Consider the following 22055-nt stretch of genomic DNA (forward strand, 5'->3'; position numbering starts at 1 on the left):
CGCGATGCATCCGAATGACGATGACCGCACCCAGTTCATGCCGCGTCCCGGTGGCCGCGCGCCGGAGCCTGTTCGCGCAGAGCCGGCACCGCTGTCGATGCCCGCTGCGCCGATCCTGACCGGCAAGGCCCAGGGCCTGAACCCGCTGGAAAGCGCCGCCGGCCCGTTGTTGTCGCTGCTGACGCGCCTGCGCAACACCATCTCGCACCCTGCGCCAGCGAGCCTGCGTGCGCAGTTGCTGGCTTACCTGCGCCAGTTCGAAGAACGTGCCGAGGCGGCCGGCGTGGCCCGCAACGATGTGCTGCTGGCGCGTTACGCGCTGTGCACCGCCCTCGATGAAGCCGTGCTGAGTACGCCGTGGGGCAGTGCCAGTGACTGGGGCAAGCAGAGCCTGCTGATCACCGTGCACAACGAAGCCTGGGGCGGCGAAAAGGTCTTCCAATTGCTGGATCACTGCCTGCAAAGCCCGCGGGAACGCCTGTACCTGCTGGAACTGCTGTACCTGTGCCTGTGCCTGGGTTTCGAAGGTCGTTACCGCGTGATGAACGATGGCCGCAGCCAGCTGGAAGCCTTGCGCGAGCGTACCGCTGCGGCGATTCGCAGTGCCCGTGGCGAGCATGAGCGCGAGCTGTCACCCCATTGGCGCGGCGTGACCGTGGCCCGTGATCGCCTGGCGCAGTTCATGCCGCCGTGGATCGCTGTGGCCATCGGCGTGGCGCTGTTGCTGGCGTTGCTGTTCGGGTTGCGGATGAAACTGGCGTCGGATGCCGAGCCGGTGTTCAAGAATATTCATGCCCTGGGCGAGATCCCGGTGCAGGCCATCGACCGTCCGGTGGCCCAGCCGAAAATCATCGAGCGACCGCGTCTGGCGGGCTTCCTGGTGGAAGACATCAAGGCCGGTCGTGTAGCCGTGGAAGATGCCGTCGACCGCTCCGTGGTGACCATCCGTGGTGATGAACTGTTCGCCTCGGCCAGCTCCAGCATCGTCGATGACTTCCAGCCGCTGATGCTGCGTATTGCCGACGCCATCCGCAAGGTCAAGGGCCAGGTGCGGGTCACCGGCCACAGCGATAACCGTCCGATTGCGACCCTGCGCTTTCCGTCCAACTGGGCGCTGTCCGAGGCGCGGGCCAAGTCGGTGCTGGAGATTCTCGCGGCCAAGACCGGCCAGCCGGAACGCTTCAGCGCCGAAGGCCGCAGCGACACCGAGCCGGTGGCGACCAACGCCACAGCCGAAGGCCGTGCGCGCAATCGCCGGGTAGAAATCACCGTATTGGCGGAGGGCGTCGAGTGAAGGCGTTTTTCAGTTTTGTGATTCGCTGGGTGATCCCGCTGCTGGGCCTGATCGCCTTGAGCCTGATCATCTGGTTTGTGGGCCCGTTGCTCGATGTGCTGGTGCCGGAAGGGCGCCGCTGGGCGCTGATCATCCTGGTGTTCGCGGTGTGGATTGCCTACCGCGTATTCCGGATTATCCAGGCCCGGCGCCAGGCCGCCGAAGTGATGCGCAGCCTCGCGGCGGAAACCCCGCCAGACCCTGCCAGCGTCGCCACCGCCGAAGAGCTGGCGACCCTGCGCCAGCGCATGGACGAAGCCCTGGCCCTGTTGAAAAAGGCCAAGCTGGGCGGTGACGAGCGCCGCAACCTGTATGAGCTGCCGTGGTATGTGATCATCGGCCCACCGGGCTCGGGCAAGACCACCGCGCTGGTCAATTCCGGGCTGCACTTTCCCTTGGCGGCGCAGTTGGGTGCCGGTGCGGTACGGGGCGTGGGCGGTACGCGCAATTGCGATTGGTGGTTTACCGACCAGGCCGTATTGCTCGACACCGCTGGCCGCTACACCACCCAGGACAGCAACTCCACGGTGGATAAAGCCGCCTGGCTGGGCTTTCTCGACCTGCTGAAAAAGCAGCGATCCCGGCGCCCGATTGACGGTGCGTTTATCGCCATCAGCCTCTCGGACCTGCTGCTGGGCAGCGACGCCGAGCGTGCCGCCCATGCCGCCGCGATCCGCCTGCGCATCCAGGAGCTGTACACCCAACTGGGCGTGCGCTTCCCGATCTACCTGATGCTCACCAAGCTCGACCTGGTGCCGGGCTTCATGGAGTTCTTCGACAACCTGAGCAAGGAAGAGCGCGCCCAAGTGTGGGGCATGACCTTCGCCCTGGACGACGGCAAGAACAGCGACAGCCCGCTGGCCCATCTGCAAAGCGAGTTCGCCGGCCTGGAACAGCGCCTCAACGAGCGCCTGGTGGAGCGCCTGCAACAGGAACGCGACCCGGCGCGGCGCGACCTGATCTACGGTTTCCCGCAGCAGTTCGGCGCGTTGAAGGATTGCCTGCAAGGCTTCCTCGAAGGCGTGTTCAAACCCAACGCCTTTGAAGAGCGCGTCTTGCTGCGCGGGGTGTACTTCACCAGTGGCACCCAGGAAGGCAGCCCGATTGACCGCTTGATCGGCGCCATGGCCCAGAGCATGAACCTGGACCGCCAGCACCTGGCGCGCCAGACCGGCACCGGGCGCAGTTACTTCATCGAAAAACTGTTCACCGCCGTGGCGTTTGCCGAGCGTGGCCTGGTGGGCGTCAACCCGAAGGTCGAGCGCCGTCGCAAGTGGATTGCCCGGGGTGTGCTGGCCGCAACCGTGGCGCTGGTACTGGTCGTCAGCACGTTGTGGTGGGTGAGTTATCGCGCCAACCAGGCCTACATCGCCCAGGTTGACCAGAAGGTCGCGCCGTTGGGCCAGACCGTGCAGAACCTGAGCCCGGCGCAGCGCGAAGTACTCGCGGTATTGCCGTTGCTCAATGCGGTGAAGAACCTGGCGGGCGACTCGCCGAGCTGGTCCGAAGGCTTGGGCCTGTATCAGGGCGACATGCTCGAAGCCGAATCCGCCAGCGTCTACCGCAAGCTGTTGATCGCCGTGTTCGCGCCCCGTTTGGTGACGCGCATCGAAGAGCAACTGCACGGCGGCGGCAATTCCGACTTCCTCTACGAAGGTTTGAAGGCCTACCTGATGCTCGCCGACAGCGAGCATTACGACCCGGACTTCATCAAGGCCTGGATCGCCCTCGATTGGGACCGCAACCTGCCGCGCGACCTGCCGGCGGACCAACGCCAGGCATTGATCGGGCACTTGCAGGCCTTGTTCGAGCGGCATCCGCCCAGCGCCCGTCTCGACCCGCGCTTGATCGACGACCTGCGTCGGCAACTGCAGCAACTGCCGGTGGCCCAGCGCGTCTACGACCGCATCAAGCGCCAGAAACTGCCGGAAGGCGTGCCGGACTTTCGCATCAACGAAGCGGCGGGCCGTGATGCCGCGCTGGTGTTCAGTCGCAAGAGCGGCAAGCCGTTGGGCGAACCGTTGAGCGGTTTCTTCACCGCCAAGGGTTATCGCCAGGGCTTCCTGCTGGCCAGCCTGAACCAGACCGGCACCCTTGCTGAAGAGCAGTGGGTACTGGGCCGCGAGCAGGCCGACCAACAAAACGTCGTCAGCCTCGCCGCCGATGTGCGCCGCCTGTACTTCCAGGACTATCAACGCCAGTGGGATGCGTTGCTGGCGGATATCGACTTTGTGCCGATCACCAGCGTGGCCCAGGCGGCCGACGTTTTGCGGGTGATTTCCGGGCCGACCTCGCCGCTGAAGAAGCTGCTGGTGGCGGTCTCCAAGGAGACCGACCTGCAGGCGGAAGAACGCCTGCTGGCTGCCAAGGGCGCGCCGGTGGAAGGTGGTGTGGACAAGCTCAAGGAACGCCTCGGCAGCCTGCTTGGCCAGGACCAACCAACAGCGGATGCACCGGCGGCCAGTGAAGACCCGGTGACGGCGCACTTCGCCGAACTCAACAGCATCGTCAGCAAGAACGAAGGCGAACCGGCGGCCATCGATGGCCTGCTGGCGGACATGAACGCGCTGTATGTGCAGGTCAGCGCCATGGTCGGCGCCAGCGGCGATGCGTTGCTCGGCGAAGCAAAAAACCAGGCGGCGGCTGCGGCCACGCGGGTCAGCCTGAATGCCGAACGCCAGCCGCCGCTGGTGCAGGGCATGGTCAAGTCAGTGGTCAACTCCACCACCAACAGCATGATGGGCGGGGTGCGTAACCAGCTGAATGCGGCGTGGGTCAGCGAAGTGGTGAACGTGTATCGCCAGTCCCTGGCCGGGCGTTATCCGATGTCGCCCGGCAGTGCGCGGGACGCGACCCTGGATGACTTCGGCCAGTTCTTCGGGGTGGGCGGGGTGATGGACAATTACTTCCGCAAGTACCTGCAACCTTACGTCGACACCTCCACGCAAACCTGGCGCTGGCAGCCGGGCGCGGCGCAGAAGCTCGGCATCGCGCCGGGCGTGCTGCAAACCTTCCAGCGTGCGGCGACCATTCGGGATGCGTTTTTCCGTGCCGGTGGCACCCAGCCGATCGTGCGCTTTGAACTCAAACCGGTGGCGATGGACGCGACCATCACCCAGTTCCTGCTGGACCTGGACGGCCAGCAACTGAGCTATGACCACGGCCCGAGCCGGCCGGTCGCGATGCAGTGGCCGAATCCCGGCAGCATTGGCGTGGTGCGCATTTCCATCATGCCGCCGTCAGCCAGCGGGCGCTCCGGCGTGACGCTGGACGGCCCGTGGGCCTGGTTTCGTCTGCTGGAGCAATCGGACCTGACCGCCGGCAATTCGCCGGACCGCTTCAACCTGCGTCTGCGGGTCGACGGCGCGAGCATCTCCTACGAGTTGCGGGCCAACAGTGCCTTCAACCCGTTCAAGAGCCGCGTGCTTAACGGCTTCAGCCTGCCGGAGCGGCTATGACCACGCTGGGTTTCTACGGCAAGTTGGCGTGCCGCGGCGACTTTGTCAGCCGCGCGCTGCCCCAGAGTTTTATCGGCCCTTGGGACAGTTGGCTGGCGTCCGGATTGCTCGCCAGCCAGACCCGCCTCGGGGCTGACTGGCTGAATGCTTACCTGGTCAGCCCATTGTGGCGCTTCGTGTTGGCGCCGGGTGTGTGCGGGCCGGACGCGGCGGTGGGCGTGGTGATGCCGAGCATCGACCGGGTGGGGCGCTATTTCCCGCTGACGGTGGCTGCGCTGTTGGATCACGACACCGACCCGGCCTCCGTCGTTGGCGGCCCGGACACCTGGTTTGAACAGGTGGAAGAGCTGCTGCTGAGCACGCTGGATGCCGGCGCCAGCTTCGAAGGTTTCAGCGGCGGGATCGAATCCCTCGGCGCTCCAGCCTGCCAATCTCGCACCTTGGGTAGTCGCTTTGCGGGCTTGCAGCGTGTCAACGCCACAGACCCGCAGGCGCGGATGAATGCGCTTGCCGAACAGGCCTGCGAAGGCGCGAGCCTGTGGTGGGGCCGTGGTTCGCAACAGATTTCTCCCGGTTTAATGCGGTGTCAGGGCTTGCCTGCTGCCGACGATTTTGCGCAATTTTTGCTCGGCCAAGAAGGTGTTGTGTAGATGCGGTCCACGTTCAAATCCGCCAGCAAAAGCCACGTCGGCATGGTTCGCCAAGTCAATGAAGACGCTTGCCTCGACCTGCCGGAAAACGGCCTGTGGGTGGTGGCCGACGGCATGGGCGGGCACGCGGCGGGGGATTACGTCAGCAGCCTGATTGTCGACAGCCTGCGCAGTATTCCCGTGGGCCGTTCCCTTGAGGAATACACGGCGGCGTTGCGCAGCGACCTGTTGCGAGTCAACGGCGCGGTGCGCGAAGAAACCGCCCACCGTGGCGTGACCATGATGGGCAGCACCGTGGTGTTGCTCGCCACCCGAGGCTTGCGCGGCGTGTGCCTGTGGGCCGGCGACAGCCGCCTGTATCGCCTGCGCGACGGCCTGCTGGAAAGCATTTCCCGCGACCACAGCTACGTGCAGGACTTGCAGGACAGCGGCCTGCTCAGCGAAGCCGATGCGCGGGTGCATCCACGGGCGAATATCGTCACCCGCGCGATTGGCGTGGAAGCACAGTTGGCGTTGTCGTCGGTCGACCTGTTGATCGCCCCCGGCGACAGTTACCTGCTGTGCAGCGACGGCCTGAACAAGACCGTCGAAGACCACGAGATCCGCGAAGTACTGAGCCATGCCGAGCCGGACGAAATCGTCCGCAGCCTGGTGCACCTGGGGCTCAATCGCGGCGCGCCGGACAACATCACCGCCATCGTTGTGAGGGTGTCGACATGAACATCATCATTCCCGGCTACGACATCGAAGGCGAAATCGGCGTTGGCGCCATGGCCAGCGTGTACCTGGCGACCCAGCGTTCCCTGGAGCGCAAGGTGGCGCTGAAGATCATGGCGGCTGCGCTGGCGGCCGACCCGAGCTTCTGCGAGCGCTTCCTGCGCGAAGGCAAGACCCTGGCGCGCCTCTCCCACCCGCACACCGTGACCATCCATGACATCGGCAATGTCGGTGAGCTGTACTACATGGCCATGGAATACCTGCCCAATGGCACGCTCAAGGAGCGCATCGCCGCGGGCCTGACGCCGGAGCAGGGGCTGACGTATATCCGCCAGATCGCCTCGGCGCTGGGTTATGCCCACGCCCAGGGCCTGGTACACCGCGATGTGAAGCCGGCGAACATTCTGTTCCGCGCGGATGGCACGGCGGTGTTGTCGGACTTTGGCATCGCCAAGTCCCTGGATGACCGCACGCAGTTCACCCAGGCCGGATTTGCCGTCGGCACGCCGAGCTACATGAGCCCGGAGCAGGCCCGGGGCCAGGAAATTGACGGGCGCGCCGACCTGTATGCGCTGGGCGTGGTGCTCTATGAAATCCTCGTGGGCAAGTTGCCTTACAACGGCACCGATGCGCTTTCCACAGCACTGGCACACCTGACTGAACCGCTGCCGGAATTGCCGGTGCACCACGGGCGCTATCAGGAGGTGCTGCGCAAGCTGCTGGCCAAGGACCCGGCGGAGCGCTTCCCGGATGCAGCGGCGTTGTTGCGGGCGCTGGATCAGTTGCCGAAGGAGGAGCAGGTAGAGGCGACGTTGATTCGGCCCCTGCCGATTCCGGTTGCGGTCTCCAATGACCTGGCCGGACTCACGCCGGTTTCCATCGAAATCCCGACCGAAAAGCCGCAGCCACAACCCGTGCGGCAACCGGTGGTGACGCCGACGCAACACTCGGCCGTGTCCGGACAAAACCGTGGGCCGGTGTTGGCGTTGGCGGCAGTTGCCGTGGCGGTCGCGCTGGCAATTGCGGGCGCAAGTTACTGGTGGTTGAAAGATGACGCGCCAGCCGCCGCGCAGCCGGTTGCCGAGGCGGCCAAGACCATCGCGCCGCCTGCCGCGCAACCGGTAGCGGCGCAGGTTGACGGCGGTCAACGCCCGTTGCTGATGGCCGGCAAGAAAACCCTGTTCCAGCGGGTACTGAGCAAGCCCGGCGCCAAGCTTTCCCACGAAGCGGGCGGGGCGCCTGGCGAAGGTTTGCCGGCGTTTTCCGTGCTCTATGTCTACCAACGCAAGGACGTCGACGGCAGCCCCTGGCTACGGGTTGGCGCCGCCACCGACGGGCGCAGCGACGGCTGGCTGCCGGCGGCGCAAGCCAGCGACTGGAAGCAGAGCCTGGTGCTCAAGTTCACCGAGCGTTCGGGCCGGGCGCCGGTGATGTTCCTGCGCCAATCTGCGGAAGTGGAAAAGCTGCTGGCCGATCCTGCCGCAGCGAAAAACCTGCTGCTCAAGGTGCAGAAAAACAGCGAGGACAACCAGCAAGTGCTGGCCTTGGAACCGGCCGCCAGTGCTGTGCCGCAGAACCAGTTTTACCTGCTGCCGATCTTCGACTCCAAAGAGAGCTTCGACGAAAACGGCCAGCCGGTGCAGTTGCTCAACGTCGCCTCCATCGACCCGGGCAACACGCCTAATGTCATCGCCAAGGCTGTCGGCCGAACGCCGGCGATCGATGCCAGCGCCGACGGCTTCCGCACCGCCGTGGTGCTGGTGGTCGACACCACGGTGTCGATGCAGCCCTACATCGACCAGGTTCGCGACGTGGTCCACGAGCTGCAAACCCGTATCGCCGAGCGTGGCGAGCTGGACAGCGTGAGCTTTGGGCTGGTGGGTTTTCGCAACAGCATCAAGAAAACCCCGGGCCTGGAGTATGTGGCCAAGACCCTGATCACCCTCGACCAAGGGCGCGACCCGCAGCGCTTCCTCGACATGGCGCGGCAGGTCAAAGCGTCGACGGTGTCCAGCCACTCGTTCAACGAAGACGCGTTCGCCGGTGTCATGCAGGCGGTGGAAGGCATGGACTGGTCCGGCTACGGCGGGCGCTTGATCCTGCTGGTGACCGACGCCGGTGCGTTGCGCAAGAACGACCCGTTCGCCACCACCCAGATGAACGAAGCCGAAGTACGCCAGGCTGCATTGGGCAAGCAGATCAAGATCTACGCCTTGCACCTGCGCACCGACGCCGGGAAGAAAACCCACAGCGGCGCCGAAACCCAGTACCGCACCCTGACCGCCGATGCCAACCCGCAGATCGGCGACCTGTACACGCCGGTGCCCGGTGGCGATGTACGCAAGTTTGGCGAGCGGGTCGACGAGATCGGCACGGTGTTCGCCAACCTGGTGCATCAGGTGCGCAGCAACACACCGCAGCCGGTGCCGCTGCTCAGTGCCGCGCCGACCCTGGCGGACAAATCCGCCGCCGTCGGTTACGCGATGCACATGGATTTCCTCGGCCGCAAAACCGCGAGCCAGGCGCCGCAACTGGTGAGTGCCTGGACCGCCGATCGCGACCTGACCAACACCGCGCTGCCGGCCTTCCAGGTGTGCGTGATGCTGACCAAATTGCAGCTCAACGATTTGCAGCAGTCCTTGAAACTGATCGTCGACGCCGCGCGCAAAACCCAGACCTCACCGAAGGATTTCTTCCAGGAAATCGCCAGCGCCTCGGCCTATATGAGCCGTGATCCACAGGCCTTGAAAAAAGGCGGCAACCTGGCGGACGGCGGCATCCTTGGCGAATACCTGGAAGGCCTGCCGTACCGCAGCAAGTCGCTGAACATGACCCAGGATTTGTGGCTGTCGTTGAGCGTGGCCGAGCAGGAAGACTTTATCGACGAGCTGGATTCGAAGATCCGCCTCTACGAAACCTTCCATAACGATGTGGCCAACTGGGTCCGTTTCGGCGATGCCGAGCCGGGTGATGCGTTGTACCGCGTGCCGCTGTCGACGCTGCCGTAATGCTGAACTTGAGCGCAGTGCACAAGAGCCGGGGCGTTGGTGCCCAGCGCTACAACCTGGTGATACCGGGCTTGCAACTGCGTGCGGGTGAACAGTTGGCGGTGGTCGGGCCGAGTGGCTGTGGCAAGAGCACCTTGCTGGATTTGCTCGCGCTGGTGTTGGCGCCGGATCAGGTCGGGCAGTTCGATTTCAACCGCGTCGACATTGCCGGGCTTTGGCGTGGTAACCAGCAAAGCGCGCTGGCGGAGCTACGCAGTCGGCACCTGGGTTACGTGCTGCAAACCGGCGGCCTGCTGGGCTTTCTCGATGTGCGCGGCAACATTGCGTTGTCGCGGCAACTCCTGGGTTTGAAAGACGACGGCAGCGTGGCGCGGTTGGCCGAGCAGTTGGAAATCACTGATCAGTTGGACAAGAAGCCGGCGGCGTTGTCCGTCGGCCAGCGTCAGCGGGTCAGTTGCGCAAGAGCCCTGGCCCACGGTCCGCAGCTGTTGCTGGCGGATGAGCCCACCGCTGCGCTCGACCCGTTGAACGCCGAGCGGGTGATGCAGGCGCTGTTGGCCCAGGCCCGGAATAACGGCGCGTGCTGCGTGATTGCTACCCATGATGAACCCCTGGCCCGGGCCAGCGGCTTGCAGGTGCGGCGCATCAGTTGCCGTCGCGACGCCGACGGCGGCGTCACCGCCACCCTTGGGGAGGCGTGCTGATGCGTATCGCCCTGGTGGCTTCCCTGGCCTGGCAGGATTACCGCAACGATGCGTGGCTGTCGGTGTGTTCGGTGCTGGCGCTGGTGGCGGTGATCGCGCCGTTGCTGGTGTTATTCGGCCTGAAATTTGGACTGGTTAGCAGTTTGACCGAACGTTTGGAGAACGACCCGGCCACCCGGGAAATTATTCCGTTGGGCGGTGGTCGATTCAGCAGTGAATTTGTCGAGCAGCTCCGCCAGCGCAGCGACGTGGCGTTCGCCTTGCCGCGCACCCGGCAGATTGCGGCGACGGCGCAGTTGGGGGCGGTGACGGTGGAGATGCTGCCGACCGCCGCCAACGACCCATTGCTGGCCGGCCTGCCGATGCCCAAGGGCCTGGATCAGATCGTGCTGAGCCACACCGCTGCCGAAAAGCTCGGGGCAAAGGCCGGGGATTGGCTGGAGGCGAGTTTTGGGCGCCAGGTGGCGGGGCGCGTCGAGTCGCAACGCCTGCGGGTTCAAGTGCTGCAGGTAGCGCCGCTGGAAGCCTTCGCCCGGGATGGATTGTTTGCACCCTTGGGCTTGCTGGAAGCAGCGGAAGATTATCGCGATGGCCGCGCGGTGCCGGCGTTTGGCTGGGACGGCGATGCGGTGGGCGTCAGCGAGCAACGGGTATACCCGGCGTTCCGTTTGTATGCGCGGCGCCTGGTGGATGTGGAGCCGCTGCGGGTGTATTTCGCCGGGCAGAATCTGTTGGTGTCGACCCAGGCCCAGACCATCGCTCAGGTGCAGTCGTTGAGCCGCAACCTGTCGATCGTGTTCTGGATCATCGCCGGGCTGGCGTTGGCGGGCGCGTTTGCCGCGATCTTTGCCGCGGCGCTGGCGTCGGTTGCACGCAAGCGCCGGGAGCTGTCGGTATTGCGGTTGTTGGGGTTTTCCACCGCCGGGTTGTTGCTGTTTGTGGTGTTGCAGGCGCTCTACAGCGCGGGGTTTGCCGCTGCATTGAGTGGGCTTTTATATGGCTTGGCAGAGTCCGGCCTGAACCAATTATTCGTGCAGGTGCCGGGCGAATACGCCAGTCACCTGCTGGCGCGTCACTACGGCCTGGCCCTGGCAGCTGTCCTCGGCGTCAGCGCCGTGGCGGCGGCGTGTGGTGGTTGGCGTGTGGCGCGTATCCAGGCTTCTGAAGGAATCAGAGATGTATAAGTTACTGGGCGCCGCCATGGCGCTGACCCTGTCCTGTGTGGCCTGGGCCGATGAGGCGAGCGACAAGCTGGACAACCCCAAGCCGTTGCCGGACGACGTCAGCCTGCCGCTGCCCTGCGAAGGCAACATGGTGTTCCGCTATGCCTACGTGCTGGCCCAGGGCACCCTGGATGACCGCGAGATCAGCCTCGGCTACCCGTTCAGCGAAGGTGAAGCGGGCTATCAGCAGTCGTTTATTTCCGGTTATCGCCGCGACTTCATCAACGGCCAGTTCACCCTCAAGGACCTGCCCAAGGACTGGAACAAGGTCATCGCGCCGCTGATGCCGAAGACCGACGCCAAGACCCCTCTCAAGCCGATGCTGTACTTCATCGGCAAGTACGAAGTCACTGCGCGGCAATATGCGCAGGTCATGTCCCAGGCGCAATCCCTGGCCAGCGGCGAACCCGCCCCGGCGTGCGATGTACCTACCGGGATGGCGGCGCGCTTGCCGAAGGTCAAGCTGTCGCGCTTTGAAGCCGAACGTTTCTCGGCGGTGTACAGCGCCTGGTTGATGAAATATCACCGCGAGCTGCTGCCGGTGAGTGGTCGCGGTGCTTCGGCGGACGACGGCGGCCTGGGCTTTGTGCGCCTGCCTACCGAAGTGGAGTGGGAGTTTGCCGCGCGCGGTGGCCAGGCGGTCAGCCGTCAGGACCTGGAAGGCCGGCTGTTTCCACGGCGTACCGAGGGCAGCGAAAGCGATGGTCCCCTTGCCGATTACGCGGTGTTCAATCAGGTCGCCGGTGGCACCGGCCAGGCCGCACGGCTGATGCCCATTGGCACCAAGCTGCCCAACCCGATCGGCATGTTCGATGTGATCGGCAACGCAGCGGAAATGGTCCAGGAGTCCTTTCAACTGGTGCACGCCGGGCGTCGCCAGGGCACCTATGGTGGGTTCGTGGTCAAGGGCGGCAACTACCTGGAAGGCGAGGGCACGCTGTTCACCGGCATGCGCCGCGAGTACCCGTTGTTCGCCGCCGACGGTACCGAACAAAGCAACGAGACCACCGGCTTTCGCGTGGCGATTGGCGCCTTGTCGGCACCGCGTTCGCGCTACAAGGAACTGTTCGCCCAGTGGCAGAAGGAAGGTCGCCTTGCCTCGTTGACCGATGCCATCGACGACGCCCAGGACCCGACCAAGCGCCTGGACAGCATCATCGCCGCCAGCGTCGACCCGCGCCTGCAAGCCGAACTTGGGCTGGTCAACGAAGAGCTCAAGCGCAACGTCTCGCTGATCGCCCAGCAGCGCGAAGAAGCGGCCGGCAACCTGATTCAGTCCGCGGCCCTGGTGGCCGAGACCATCAACAACTACAACATCCGCCTGATCAATTTGCAGAAGAGCCGCCAGCAGGCCATCGACGCCAAGGACGAGGCCAGCGCGCAGCTGTTCGCCACGGCGATCACCAATGGGCGCAGTGCGCTGGACGGCGCGGTGGCGATCTACATCGACAACCTGGCCACCGGCACGCGCTACACCGATGCGGTGATCCAGGCGCAGTTTCAACGGATCAAGGAAGAGTTGGATCGCAAGCCGGTACTGGGCAAGAGCCTGGTGACGCGTGCGACGTTATTCGTTCGCCATGTGGGCAACTACCGCAAGCAACAGCGGGCCGACCCGGCGACGATTTTGAAGGAATTGCTCGCAGCGAGCGGTCAGCGGTCTTGACCGCTGGTTGTACAGCGAGCTTGGAAGGGACTCAGGCGGCGGTGGGCCGCGCTGGGCAAGTCAAACTTAAAAGAGAACACAACGATGATTTTTTCCCGTAAGGCGGTTTCCAAGCGTCATCTGCTGCTGATTGCCGCAGGCTTCAGCACGGTGCTGACCGGTTGCGCAACGTCGCCGACCAACAAGGTCGCCTCGACCACCAAGGTCGAGTACTACCCGAACTGCTACGAGCCGGTGCAGCACCTGCGTGCTACCGATTCGGACATGACCAAGTCGGTGGTCACCGGTGCCGCTCTGGGTGCGGCCGGTGGTGCATTGCTGGGCGCCCTGACCGGCGACTCCGACAAGCGCGGCCGCAACGCTGCCATCGGTGCAGCGGGCGGCGCCCTGGCCGGTGGTGCAGCGGGTTACTACACCGAGCGCCAGAAGCAGATCACCGATGACAACCAGCGCATCGCGTCCTACGCCACCGACGTCAACAAGCGCGCTTCGGACATCGACCGCAGCACCGCGTACGCCAAGGCGTCCCAGCAGTGCTACCAGAGCGCGTTCACCAAGCTGGTGGCCGACCGCAAGGCCAAGACCGTCAACGACGTTGAAGGCCGCAAGCGCCTGGCAGAAATCGTCTCGGGCCTGAAAGAGTCCAACGACCTGATCGTCGCGGTGAACGGCAAGGCCAGCGAAGACCTGAACAACTACACCCAGGCGTACGAGCAGGATCTGCAACAAGTGGGCGTACAACGTGCTGACGTGGTCACTGTTGCGACTGCCGATACCACGCCGGTGGTGACGCCAGCCAAAGGCAAGAAGCCGGTAAAAGTCGCGAAAAAGCCGGTACTGCCAACCGTGCCGAAAGAAGCCGTAGCCACCGAGAAAACCATCCAGACCGCCCAGACCAAACAAGCTGAAAGCAAGCAGGTTGCCAGCGCCGGTAAAGCGCAGATCGAAGGCACTTGCCGTGATCCGAACCTGGCGGATTGGGCACCGGTTCCTTGCCCTAACGTCTGAGGAAAGTTGTTGCTATAAGCGTTAAACGCCAGCCGATCTCCTGCTAAAACGGGAGATCGGTAGCGTTATTTGCACAAATCGTTAAACTGCTGCGGCCACCCAATAATTACACTGAGGCCGTGTGCATGAAATTTCGTTTTCTTCTCTGGATGCTTGGCCTGTTGATGGGCAAAGCCAGCCGCACCAACCCTGCGTTCCAGCAGCAGTTGGGTGACAAGGACCTGGCGTTCCAGTTGCAGACCCTCGACGGCAAGGTTGCCCGTCACTTCATCGTCAAAGACCAGCGCATTACCAGCCGCTCGGGTGTTCATCCCGCGCCTGCGTTTGCCATCGCCTTCAAAGACGCCGCCTACGGCTTCGCCACGATGCAGGCGAAGAACAAGCAACTGGCGTTCATGACGGGGATTCAGGACAAGTCGATCCAGATCAAGGGCAACCCGGCGCTGGTGATCTGGTTCCAGGGGTTGACCAAGTATTTGAAGCCGAAGAAAAAGCCCAAAGGCTAGGGGCTTCTTCAGCAATACTGCGTCGCCTGCATTCGCGAGCAAGCCCGCTCCCACATTCAATCCCATTCCAAAGTTGGAACTCGGTCGAATGTGGGAGCGGGCTTGCTCGCGAATACGGTGTAACAGGCGCCCGATTTATCCCTGGCTGAACTGCGACGCCAACTCGCGCAACAACGTCTCCGCATCCAGCACCTTGCCCACCACGTCCTCTGCCTTGTCCCTGGTCAGCCCCAGGCGCTCAAGCAGTTCGTCCGGGATGGATTCATCCGGCCCCGAGCCGATGCCGCGGCTGCGCAACAAGCGCACGGCCAGGCACACCAGGTTCGGGTATTCCGCATATTGGCCGTCGTAGGTCGGGTCGTGCTGGAAGCGCAGGGCGGTGGACAGTTCGTCCGGCATGTCCCAATAGCGCATCAACCACGCACCAATCTGCTCGCGGCTGATGCCCAGCAGATGCTGCTCGATGTAGCTGTGGCACAGGTGCGGGTTGACCTCCAGGTGCCGGCAGATCAGTGAGAAGTGCGGCGGAAAGACGTGGGCCAGCAACAGGTAGCCGAAATTGTGCAGCAGGCCGGCGAGGTACGTCAGCCCGGCTTCCGGGCGCTGGGCGCGGGGCATGGCGCGGGTCAGGCCTTCGATGACGGCAGCGGTGTAGATCGACTGGTGCCAGTACGGCGTGGCCTGTTGCGGGTGGTCCTTGGGCAGGCTCAAGGTCTTGCCCAGGGCCAGGCCGAGTGCGAGGTTGATCACCAGGTCAAAGCCCAGCACGCGCACGATGGCGTCTTCCACCGAGCGGATCTTGCCCGGCGAGGCGTAGTAGGGCGACGCGGCCCAACTCACCACCTGGGCGGCCAGGGCCGGGTCGGTTTCGACCACGCCGGTGATGTCGTCGATGGTGGCGTTGGGGTCGACCCGCAGCTTGATGATCTTTTGCGCGGTATCGGCCAGCGGCGGAATTTCGATGGTGGCTTCCAGGCGCTGCTGGATACGGCGGGCGGTGAACGCCTGCATCGCCTGGGTGATTTCCTCGCGGTCGTCGTTGGGGCGATCCAGGTTTGGCCGGATGTTGCTCAGCGGCTCGCCGAAATGCGCGGCGCTGGCCTTGGTCAGCATGCTCTTGAACGCGTCGCTGGAAATCTCCAGCAGCAGCCCGGATTCGCCCGAGTGCACCAGCACGGTCGGCTCACGCAACAGGCTTTCTTCGTACAGGCAGGGAGAACTGGTCAGCGGCGGCAGGCCGGGCAGCAGGCTCAGGCTGTGCTTGCCGAGCATGCGCTCCAGGCGCTCCGGCGACACGGCCGTGAGGCGCCGACCGGTGAGCTCGGCGAGGCGATTAAGGTCCAGCAACTGGTTCTGTGGAAACAGCACCATGAGTGCACCCACGGCATCATCGAGCAGTACGGCTTGAACCTTCTGCGCCGGGTTCAGGCCGGGGCGTTCGGTAACTTCCGTGTAGCTGATGGCGAGCTTTGCAAGCAGCGTCCGAATCACCGAGGGTGCAGTCGGTGGGGCTGTGGCGAGGGCAACTTCTGACATGGCCTGAATCCAATTTCCTACAGTCATTGGAGTATAACCAGCTTGATACAAGTGAGGGTTGTCTAAGTGAGTCAGCCGTCACACTTGGCCGTATTGCTGCCCATGTCTCAGCCAGCGATCCAGCAGCGGGCTGACGTGTTCCGGCCAACGCTCCAGTAACGCCTGGGCCGCGTCGCGCACGGCGGGCAGCAAGTCGGCATCGCGCATCAAGTCGGCGACCTTGAATTGCAGCAGGCCGGTCTGGCGGGTGCCGAGCATCTCGCCGGGGCCGCGCAGTTCGAGGTCTTTTTCGGCGATCACGAAGCCGTCGTTGGTTTCGCGCATGATCCCCAGGCGCTGGCGACCGATCTGCGACAGCGGCGGGTGGTACAGCAGCACACAGTGGCTGGCGGCGCTGCCCCGGCCGACGCGGCCGCGCAATTGGTGCAGTTGGGCCAGGCCCAGGCGCTCGGGGTTCTCGATGATCATCAGGCTGGCGTTGGGGACGTCGACGCCGACTTCAATCACCGTGGTCGCCACCAGCAATTGCAGGTTGCCGGCCTTGAACTCGGCCATTACCGCGGCCTTTTCCACCGGCTTCATGCGACCGTGAATCAGCCCGACCTTAAGTTCACCCAAGGCACTGGTGAGGTCTTCATAGGTGGTTTCGGCGGCCTGGCAGGTCAGCTCTTCGGATTCTTCGATCAGCGTGCACACCCAATACGCCTGACGGCCTTCGGCGCAGGCGCCGCGCACCCGTTCGATGACTTCGACGCGGCGGGTGTCGGTGACCAGCACGGTGTTGACCGGCGTTCGGCCCGGCGGCAGTTCGTCGAGGATCGAAGTGTCGAGGTCGGCGTAGGCGCTCATGGCCAGGGTGCGCGGGATCGGTGTGGCGGTCATGATCAACTGGTGCGGGCTCATGCGGCCGCCCACGCCTTTCTGGCGCAGGGCCAGGCGCTGCTGCACACCGAAGCGGTGCTGTTCGTCGATGATCACCAGCGCCAGATTCTTGAACTTCACTTCGTCTTGGAACAACGCGTGGGTGCCCACCACCATCGGGGCGCCGGCGGCGATCTGCTCCAGGGCGGCTACGCGGTTCTTGCCCTTGAGCTTGCCGGCCAGCCACGCGACTTCCAGGCCCAGCGGTTCGAGCCAGCGCTTGAAGGTGATGAAGTGCTGCTCGGCGAGAATCTCGGTGGGCGCCATCAGCGCCACCTGATAGCCGGCTTCGAGGGCCTGCAACGCGGCGAGGGCGGCGACCACGGTTTTACCCGCGCCCACGTCACCCTGGATCAGCCGCAGCATCGGTTCTTTCTGGCTCAGGTCGTAGGCAATTTCGTTGCCGACCCGTTGCTGGGCGCCCGTCGGTGCAAACCCCAGGTTGGCCAGGTATTGCGCAGGCAGGCGCTTGGCCTTGGGCATGGCCGGCGCGCGCAGCGAACGCATGCTCTCGCGCAGGCGCTGCTGGGACAGTTGATGGGTCAGCAGTTCTTCGAACGCCAGGCGATGCTGGGCCCAGTGATGACCGAGAGCCAACTCGTCGACGTCGGCATCGGCGGGTGGGTGATGCAGGTAGCGGATCGCATCATCCAGCGGCGCCAGTTGATAGTCGCGCGCCAGTTCCTGGGGCAGCCAGTCGGGCAGGCTTTTTGGCCCGAGCATCGTCAGAGTCTGCATGCACAGTTGGCGCAAGCGCTGCTGGGTCAGGCCTTCGGTGAGCGGGTAAATTGGCGTGAGGGTGGTGTCTACCGGCGGCGGTTCGTCGCCGGTAATCGCGCGGTATTCCGGGTGATAGATTTCCAGCCCCGAAGCACCGGGCCGGGCTTCGCCGTAGCAGCGCACGCGGGTACCACGCTTGAGGCCTTCCTTCTGGGCGTTGCTGAAGTGGTAGAAGCGCAGGCTCAGGCCGCCGGTGCCGTCTTGCAGGCGCACCACCAAGCTGCGGCGCTTGCCCATGACCACGTCGGCGCCGCTGACGGTGCCTTCAACCACGGCGTCCTGCCCAGGGCGCAAGTGGCCGATGGGCACCACGCGGGTGCGGTCCTGGTAACGCAGGGGCAGGTGGAACAGCACGTCCTGGAGATTTTCCAGCCCGACCTTGGCCAACTTCTCGGCCATGGCCTCCCCGACACCCTTGAGTGCCGTCACCGATACCTGCGACAGCTCAGTCATACCGTTACTTAGCTCGCAGCAGGCGGCTTGGCCACCGAACACAGGCGGATCGAGTCGGCGAGGATTTCAATCGCTTTCGGACGCGGGAAGCTCGCACGCCAGGCAATCGCCACGGTGCGGAACGGTACCGGCGGCGTCAGTGGGCGCACGGCGATCACGCCGGGGGCGTAGTGATGGCTGTCGACCGCCGACAGCGGCAGGATCGAGATACCCAGGCCGGAGGCGACCATATGGCGAATGGTTTCCAGGGAGCTGGATTCCACGGTGGTGTGCTTGGCGCCGTCGTTGCCCTTGGTCAGGGTCGGGCAGGCTTCCAGCACCTGGTCGCGGAAGCAATGGCCTTCGCCCAGCAACAGCAGGCTCTTGTCGTTGAGCAGGCCCGCGTCGATGGTGTCTTTCTGCGTCCATGGGTGGGACGCCGGCATCAGTACGTAGAACGGCTCATCGTAGAGCGGCAGCGTCAGCACATCCGCCTCGTTGAACGGCAGGGCGATGATGATCGCGTCCAGCTCGCCGTTGCGCAGTTTGTCGCGCAGCACGTGGGTGAAGTTTTCTTCGATATACAGCGGCATCTGCGGCGCGACGCGGTGCAGTTGCGGAATCAAGTGCGGGAACAGGTACGGGCCGACGGTGTAGATGGCGCCGACTTTCAGCGGGGCGGTCAGCTGGTTCTTGCCGGCCTGGGCCAGCTCGCGAATGCTTTGGGCCTGTTCCAGAACCTTCTGGGCCTGGGCGACGATGCCTTCGCCGACGGGCGTCAGGCGCACGGCGCTTTTGCTGCGCTCGAAAATCAGCACACCGAGTTCGTCTTCAAGCTTCTTCACACCCACCGACAGCGTCGGCTGGCTGACGTGGCAACGCTCGGCCGCGTGGCCGAAGTGCTGCTCTTGGGCGAGGGTAACGATGTAGCGTAATTCTGTAAGAGTCATAGCGGGCGTCCATGAGGTTGCGGGCCAAGCATACCGGCTGCAATCGATAGACGCACGTTATCAGACAGCGTAGGGGCCGCGACACCGGTTAATCGGGTATCGCCGCCCCGTATTTCACTTTTGCGGGTACTTGAAGGTGAAGGTTTCGGTGAAGGGAGCCCACCATTCAGGCACGCCGGTTTCCTTGTCTACATGGTGGAAGAAACCCTTGATCTGTGGGCTTTCATAGCGCAGCACCACGGTGTAGGTGCCGGGGCCGTCCATTTTCACGTTGTTGGCGTAGTGGGCGCCGTCTTTGGCCACCATCGGCAACAGCGTGCCGATTTCCTTGTAGTCGGGCGAGCCCTCCTTGACCAGTGAGTAGCTGATGGTCAGGTAGGGCACCCACTCACCGTTGGACAGGCCGTATTTGTTGTCGGCGGTGGCGTGCACATCGGTCTCAAGGTGTACCGAGTCCTTGCTCATCACCATGCCTGGCGGCATGGGCGCCATTTCGATGCCCACCAGGTACGAGGAGGCGATCTCCATGTCATTGATCTGCACCGGTCCGCCAATCGGGTATTCGCGGGCTTGGGCGAGGGAGGAAGCGGCCACGGCGCTGACGAGCAGCAGTGCGGCGGCGAAGGGGTTGCGCAGGTGTTTCATGGTGGGGCTCCTGGGGCGGTTAATGTGATTGTGTCGGGCGTGAATGCAGTAAACGGTTACCCAGCACCAGGAGCGAGAGGGTGACGAGCCACGCCACCAATTGAACGCCCAGAGGTCGGTCGGTGTAGCCCACCAGCGCGGTCAATGCGCGGCCGGTGAGGCTGCCATCGGAGACCAGCCAGGAGGTGTCCCAGAGCTGGTAGCCCCAGGCGGGAATCAGGTCGATACCGGCGAGGATCGCGGCGGCCCGGCCAGCCATGCCGGCGGCAAGCAAGGCGATCATCCAGCCGGTAATCGAGAACAGGCGCTTGAGGCTGATGGCGACCAGGCCGCGGTACATCAGCCAGGACAGCGCGGCGCCGGCGACGATACCGAGCACGCCGCCGGCCAGCATCGACAGTGGGTCTGTCTGGCTGGAGGCGGCGATGCCATAGAGGAACAGCACGATTTCCGAGCCTTCGCGCAGCACGGCCACGGTGATGACCACGGCCAGGGCCCAGAGTGATTTTTCACCCTTGAGTACTGAATTGCCGGCGCTGCGCAGTTGGGTCGCCAGCTCGCGACCATGACTGGCCATCCACAGGTTGTGCCAGCCCAGCATGACCACGGCGACCACCAGGATGGCTGCGTTGAAAATCTCCTGGCCAAAGCCCTGCAGCGCCTGGGTAATTGCGCCGGTAAATAGTGCGAGGATGCCGGCACCGAGCACGCCGGCTGCGATTCCGCCGCCAATGAACAGCCCACGTCTTGCCAGGCCCTGGGTGGCGGCCATCACGATGCCCACCACAATCCCGGCTTCCAGCACTTCTCGAAACACGATCAACAGACAGGCCAGCATGGCTTACTCCTTGGCCGCGACGGCGGTGACCGTGCCTTTGGCCTGGTCGGGGTGGTAGTCATCGAAGAAGGTGTAGGTGCCGGGATGCAGCGGGCCGGCAAACACCGTGATGGTGTTGCCGGGGACGATGATTTTTTCGAATTTCATGTCGTAGCTTTCGAACTCGTCGACGCTTTCATCGTGGCTGGTGAGTTGAATGCGAAAGCGCTCACCGGCCGGCACCTCGAACGTCGAGGGGCTGAAGGTGTGGTTCTGAATGACCAGGGTGACCAGCTGGTCCGCCTGTGCAGCGACGGGTAAAGCCAGTAGGAGGAGAGCCAGCCGGGCAAGGTTGGGCATGCCGAATGTCCGCTAATGAGAACTATTCGCGGATAATTAGCGTTGTCTTTAAGTGTTACAAGTGAAGATCGAGTTAGGTGTTGACTCGTTCAAGCCTGGTTCAGGTTGCGGTGATGCGGAGGGAGGGAGCAACAGCCGTAGGCACCCGAGAGTGCCCACGGTAGGGTTTAGCGGCGACGTTTTTCGATGTTGTAAACGAATGGTGCAACGATCTCGATGCTCCCGCCTTTCAACATGTCGGCCGGCGGCTTGGGCAGCGGCTGGGCACGACGGATCATGTCGAGGGTGGCGCGGTCCAGGTCGGCGTTGCCGGAGCGGCCCACCAGTTCGTAGGACAGCACGTTGCCATCGGCATCCACCACGAAACGCAGGCGGTTCAGGCCTTCCTTGCCACGCGCCTGGGCGCCCGGCGGGTACTTCTTGTACTTCTGCAGGTGGCCCAGCAGGGTACTTTCCCAGGTGGCCTTGGCCGCGATCTGCTGCGGTGAAGGGCCCGGTTGTGGCTGGGCGGATTTTTCCGTAGGCGCGTTGTTCTGCGGAGTTTCGCTCGGCGGCTCTTCGGAAGGTTTTTCCTTGGGCGGATCGGGCTTCTTCTCCACAGGCTTGGGCGGCTGTGGTTTTGGCTTGGGCTTGACCGGCTTTGGCACCTGGATCGTCGGCTTAGGTGCCTCGGCCAGTTTCGGCAATGGCAGCTCTTCGACTGGCGCAGGCGGCTGTGGCGGCGTGATCACCTTCGGCGGGGCCGGAGGTGGTGGCGCCGGCATCGGTGCCAGGTCGATGACCATGGCGGCCGGAGGCAGCTGGACCATATGTGGCGCCGACCACTGGAGCGCGATGATGATCGCGACGGCGTGGACGCCCAGCACGACGGCAAGGCTGGTGCCATAACGCGTCAGTTTGTGGCGCGTCGTGATCATTTCTTGGCTGCCGTCTCAAGTCCGACCAGGCCTACCTTGAGGTAGCCGGCTGCCCGCAGGGCATCCATCACGCTCATCAGGTCGCCGTAGTCCACGCCCTTGTCGGCCTGGAAGAAGATGGTCGTGTCTTTCTTGCCCTGGGTCTTGGCGTCAAGCACCGCGCCCAGGGTGTCGGATTTGACTTCTTCTTCGCCCAGGAACAGACGCTGGTCCGCCTTCACGCTGAGGAATATCGGTTTCTCCGGCCGCGGCGCAGGTTTCGCGCTGGAAGCGGGCAGGTCGACCTTGATATCCACGGTGGCCAACGGTGCTGCCACCATGAAGATGATCAGCAGCACCAGCATCACGTCGATAAACGGCGTGACGTTGATTTCGTGGTTCTCGACGAGCTCGTCGTCGCCTTGATTCAAATGCAGGCCCATGG

General features: G+C 64.0%; 18 protein-coding genes. 10 read left to right on the forward strand and 8 right to left on the reverse strand.

Features of this window, described 5'->3' with window-relative positions; translation table 11 throughout:
- Positions 1-4: 4 nt before the first annotated feature.
- The 10 genes from HX873_RS07180 (at position 5) to HX873_RS07225 (ending at position 14273) form a co-directional block, all read left to right on the forward strand.
- A complete protein-coding gene (locus HX873_RS07180; RefSeq protein WP_177041039.1) occupies positions 5-1294 on the forward strand; it encodes a DotU family type VI secretion system protein in 1290 nt (429 codons plus the stop codon).
- Entirely contained in the window at positions 1291-4791 is a 3501-nt protein-coding gene (gene tssM / locus HX873_RS07185; RefSeq protein WP_177009048.1) for a type VI secretion system membrane subunit TssM, read from the forward strand. The genes HX873_RS07180 and tssM overlap by 4 nt, the downstream gene beginning before the upstream one ends.
- Positions 4788-5441 carry a type VI secretion system-associated protein TagF gene (gene tagF / locus HX873_RS07190; protein ID WP_177122519.1) on the forward strand — a complete coding sequence of 218 codons (654 nt, stop codon included), beginning with the start codon at positions 4788-4790 and terminating at the stop codon, positions 5439-5441. Before tssM ends, tagF begins: the two co-directional genes overlap by 4 nt.
- On the forward strand, positions 5442-6161 hold the full coding sequence (locus HX873_RS07195; RefSeq protein WP_177122520.1) for a PP2C family serine/threonine-protein phosphatase: 720 nt from the start codon (positions 5442-5444) through the stop codon (positions 6159-6161). It begins immediately after the preceding gene.
- The gene (locus HX873_RS07200) at positions 6158-9166 is read left to right on the forward strand and encodes a serine/threonine-protein kinase (protein ID WP_177122521.1); all 3009 of its coding nucleotides are present in this window, start codon (positions 6158-6160) and stop codon (positions 9164-9166) included. The genes HX873_RS07195 and HX873_RS07200 overlap by 4 nt, the downstream gene beginning before the upstream one ends.
- Entirely contained in the window at positions 9166-9870 is a 705-nt protein-coding gene (locus HX873_RS07205; protein ID WP_177122522.1) for an ABC transporter ATP-binding protein, read from the forward strand. The genes HX873_RS07200 and HX873_RS07205 overlap by 1 nt, the downstream gene beginning before the upstream one ends.
- The gene (locus HX873_RS07210) at positions 9870-11054 is read left to right on the forward strand and encodes an ABC transporter permease (RefSeq protein WP_177122523.1); all 1185 of its coding nucleotides are present in this window, start codon (positions 9870-9872) and stop codon (positions 11052-11054) included. The genes HX873_RS07205 and HX873_RS07210 overlap by 1 nt, the downstream gene beginning before the upstream one ends.
- Positions 11047-12759 carry an SUMF1/EgtB/PvdO family nonheme iron enzyme gene (locus HX873_RS07215; protein WP_003213313.1) on the forward strand — a complete coding sequence of 571 codons (1713 nt, stop codon included), beginning with the start codon at positions 11047-11049 and terminating at the stop codon, positions 12757-12759. Before HX873_RS07210 ends, HX873_RS07215 begins: the two co-directional genes overlap by 8 nt.
- Before the next feature lie 84 nt (positions 12760-12843).
- A complete protein-coding gene (gene tagQ, locus HX873_RS07220; protein WP_177122524.1) occupies positions 12844-13767 on the forward strand; it encodes a type VI secretion system-associated lipoprotein TagQ in 924 nt (307 codons plus the stop codon).
- A gap of 125 nt (positions 13768-13892) precedes the next feature.
- Entirely contained in the window at positions 13893-14273 is a 381-nt protein-coding gene (locus HX873_RS07225) for a hypothetical protein (protein ID WP_008439448.1), read from the forward strand.
- Between the two features lie 135 nt (positions 14274-14408).
- Here HX873_RS07225 and HX873_RS07230 read toward each other — a convergent pair whose 3' ends face one another.
- The 8 genes from HX873_RS07230 to exbD form a co-directional block, all read right to left on the reverse strand.
- Positions 14409-15809 (reverse strand): aminoacyl-tRNA deacylase and HDOD domain-containing protein, encoded by a 1401-nt coding sequence (locus tag HX873_RS07230; protein ID WP_177122525.1) that lies wholly within the window; start codon positions 15807-15809, stop codon positions 14409-14411.
- Positions 15810-15887: 78 nt separating this feature from the next.
- Entirely contained in the window at positions 15888-17963 is a 2076-nt protein-coding gene (gene recG / locus HX873_RS07235; protein ID WP_003213306.1) for an ATP-dependent DNA helicase RecG, read from the reverse strand.
- Between the two features lie 8 nt (positions 17964-17971).
- A complete protein-coding gene (locus tag HX873_RS07240; protein ID WP_003213305.1) occupies positions 17972-18892 on the reverse strand; it encodes a hydrogen peroxide-inducible genes activator in 921 nt (306 codons plus the stop codon).
- A 114-nt stretch (positions 18893-19006) separates the two neighbouring features.
- Positions 19007-19537 (reverse strand): iron transporter, encoded by a 531-nt coding sequence (locus HX873_RS07245; RefSeq protein WP_087693714.1) that lies wholly within the window; start codon positions 19535-19537, stop codon positions 19007-19009.
- A 19-nt stretch (positions 19538-19556) separates the two neighbouring features.
- Complete coding sequence (locus tag HX873_RS07250; protein WP_008439439.1) at positions 19557-20375, reverse strand: FTR1 family protein; 819 nt, start codon at positions 20373-20375, stop codon at positions 19557-19559.
- Between the two features lie 3 nt (positions 20376-20378).
- Complete coding sequence (locus HX873_RS07255) at positions 20379-20714, reverse strand: cupredoxin domain-containing protein (RefSeq protein ID WP_003213299.1); 336 nt, start codon at positions 20712-20714, stop codon at positions 20379-20381.
- Between the two features lie 167 nt (positions 20715-20881).
- Positions 20882-21631, reverse strand: coding sequence for an energy transducer TonB (locus HX873_RS07260; protein WP_003213297.1), 750 nt, complete (start codon positions 21629-21631; stop codon positions 20882-20884).
- Positions 21628-22053 (reverse strand): TonB system transport protein ExbD, encoded by a 426-nt coding sequence (gene exbD / locus HX873_RS07265; protein WP_003213296.1) that lies wholly within the window; start codon positions 22051-22053, stop codon positions 21628-21630. Before exbD ends, HX873_RS07260 begins: the two co-directional genes overlap by 4 nt.
- Positions 22054-22055: the final 2 nt, after the last annotated feature.

This window comes from Pseudomonas sp. P7758, assembly GCF_013386485.1.
In the GTDB taxonomy this organism is placed as follows: Bacteria; Pseudomonadota; Gammaproteobacteria; order Pseudomonadales; family Pseudomonadaceae; genus Aquipseudomonas.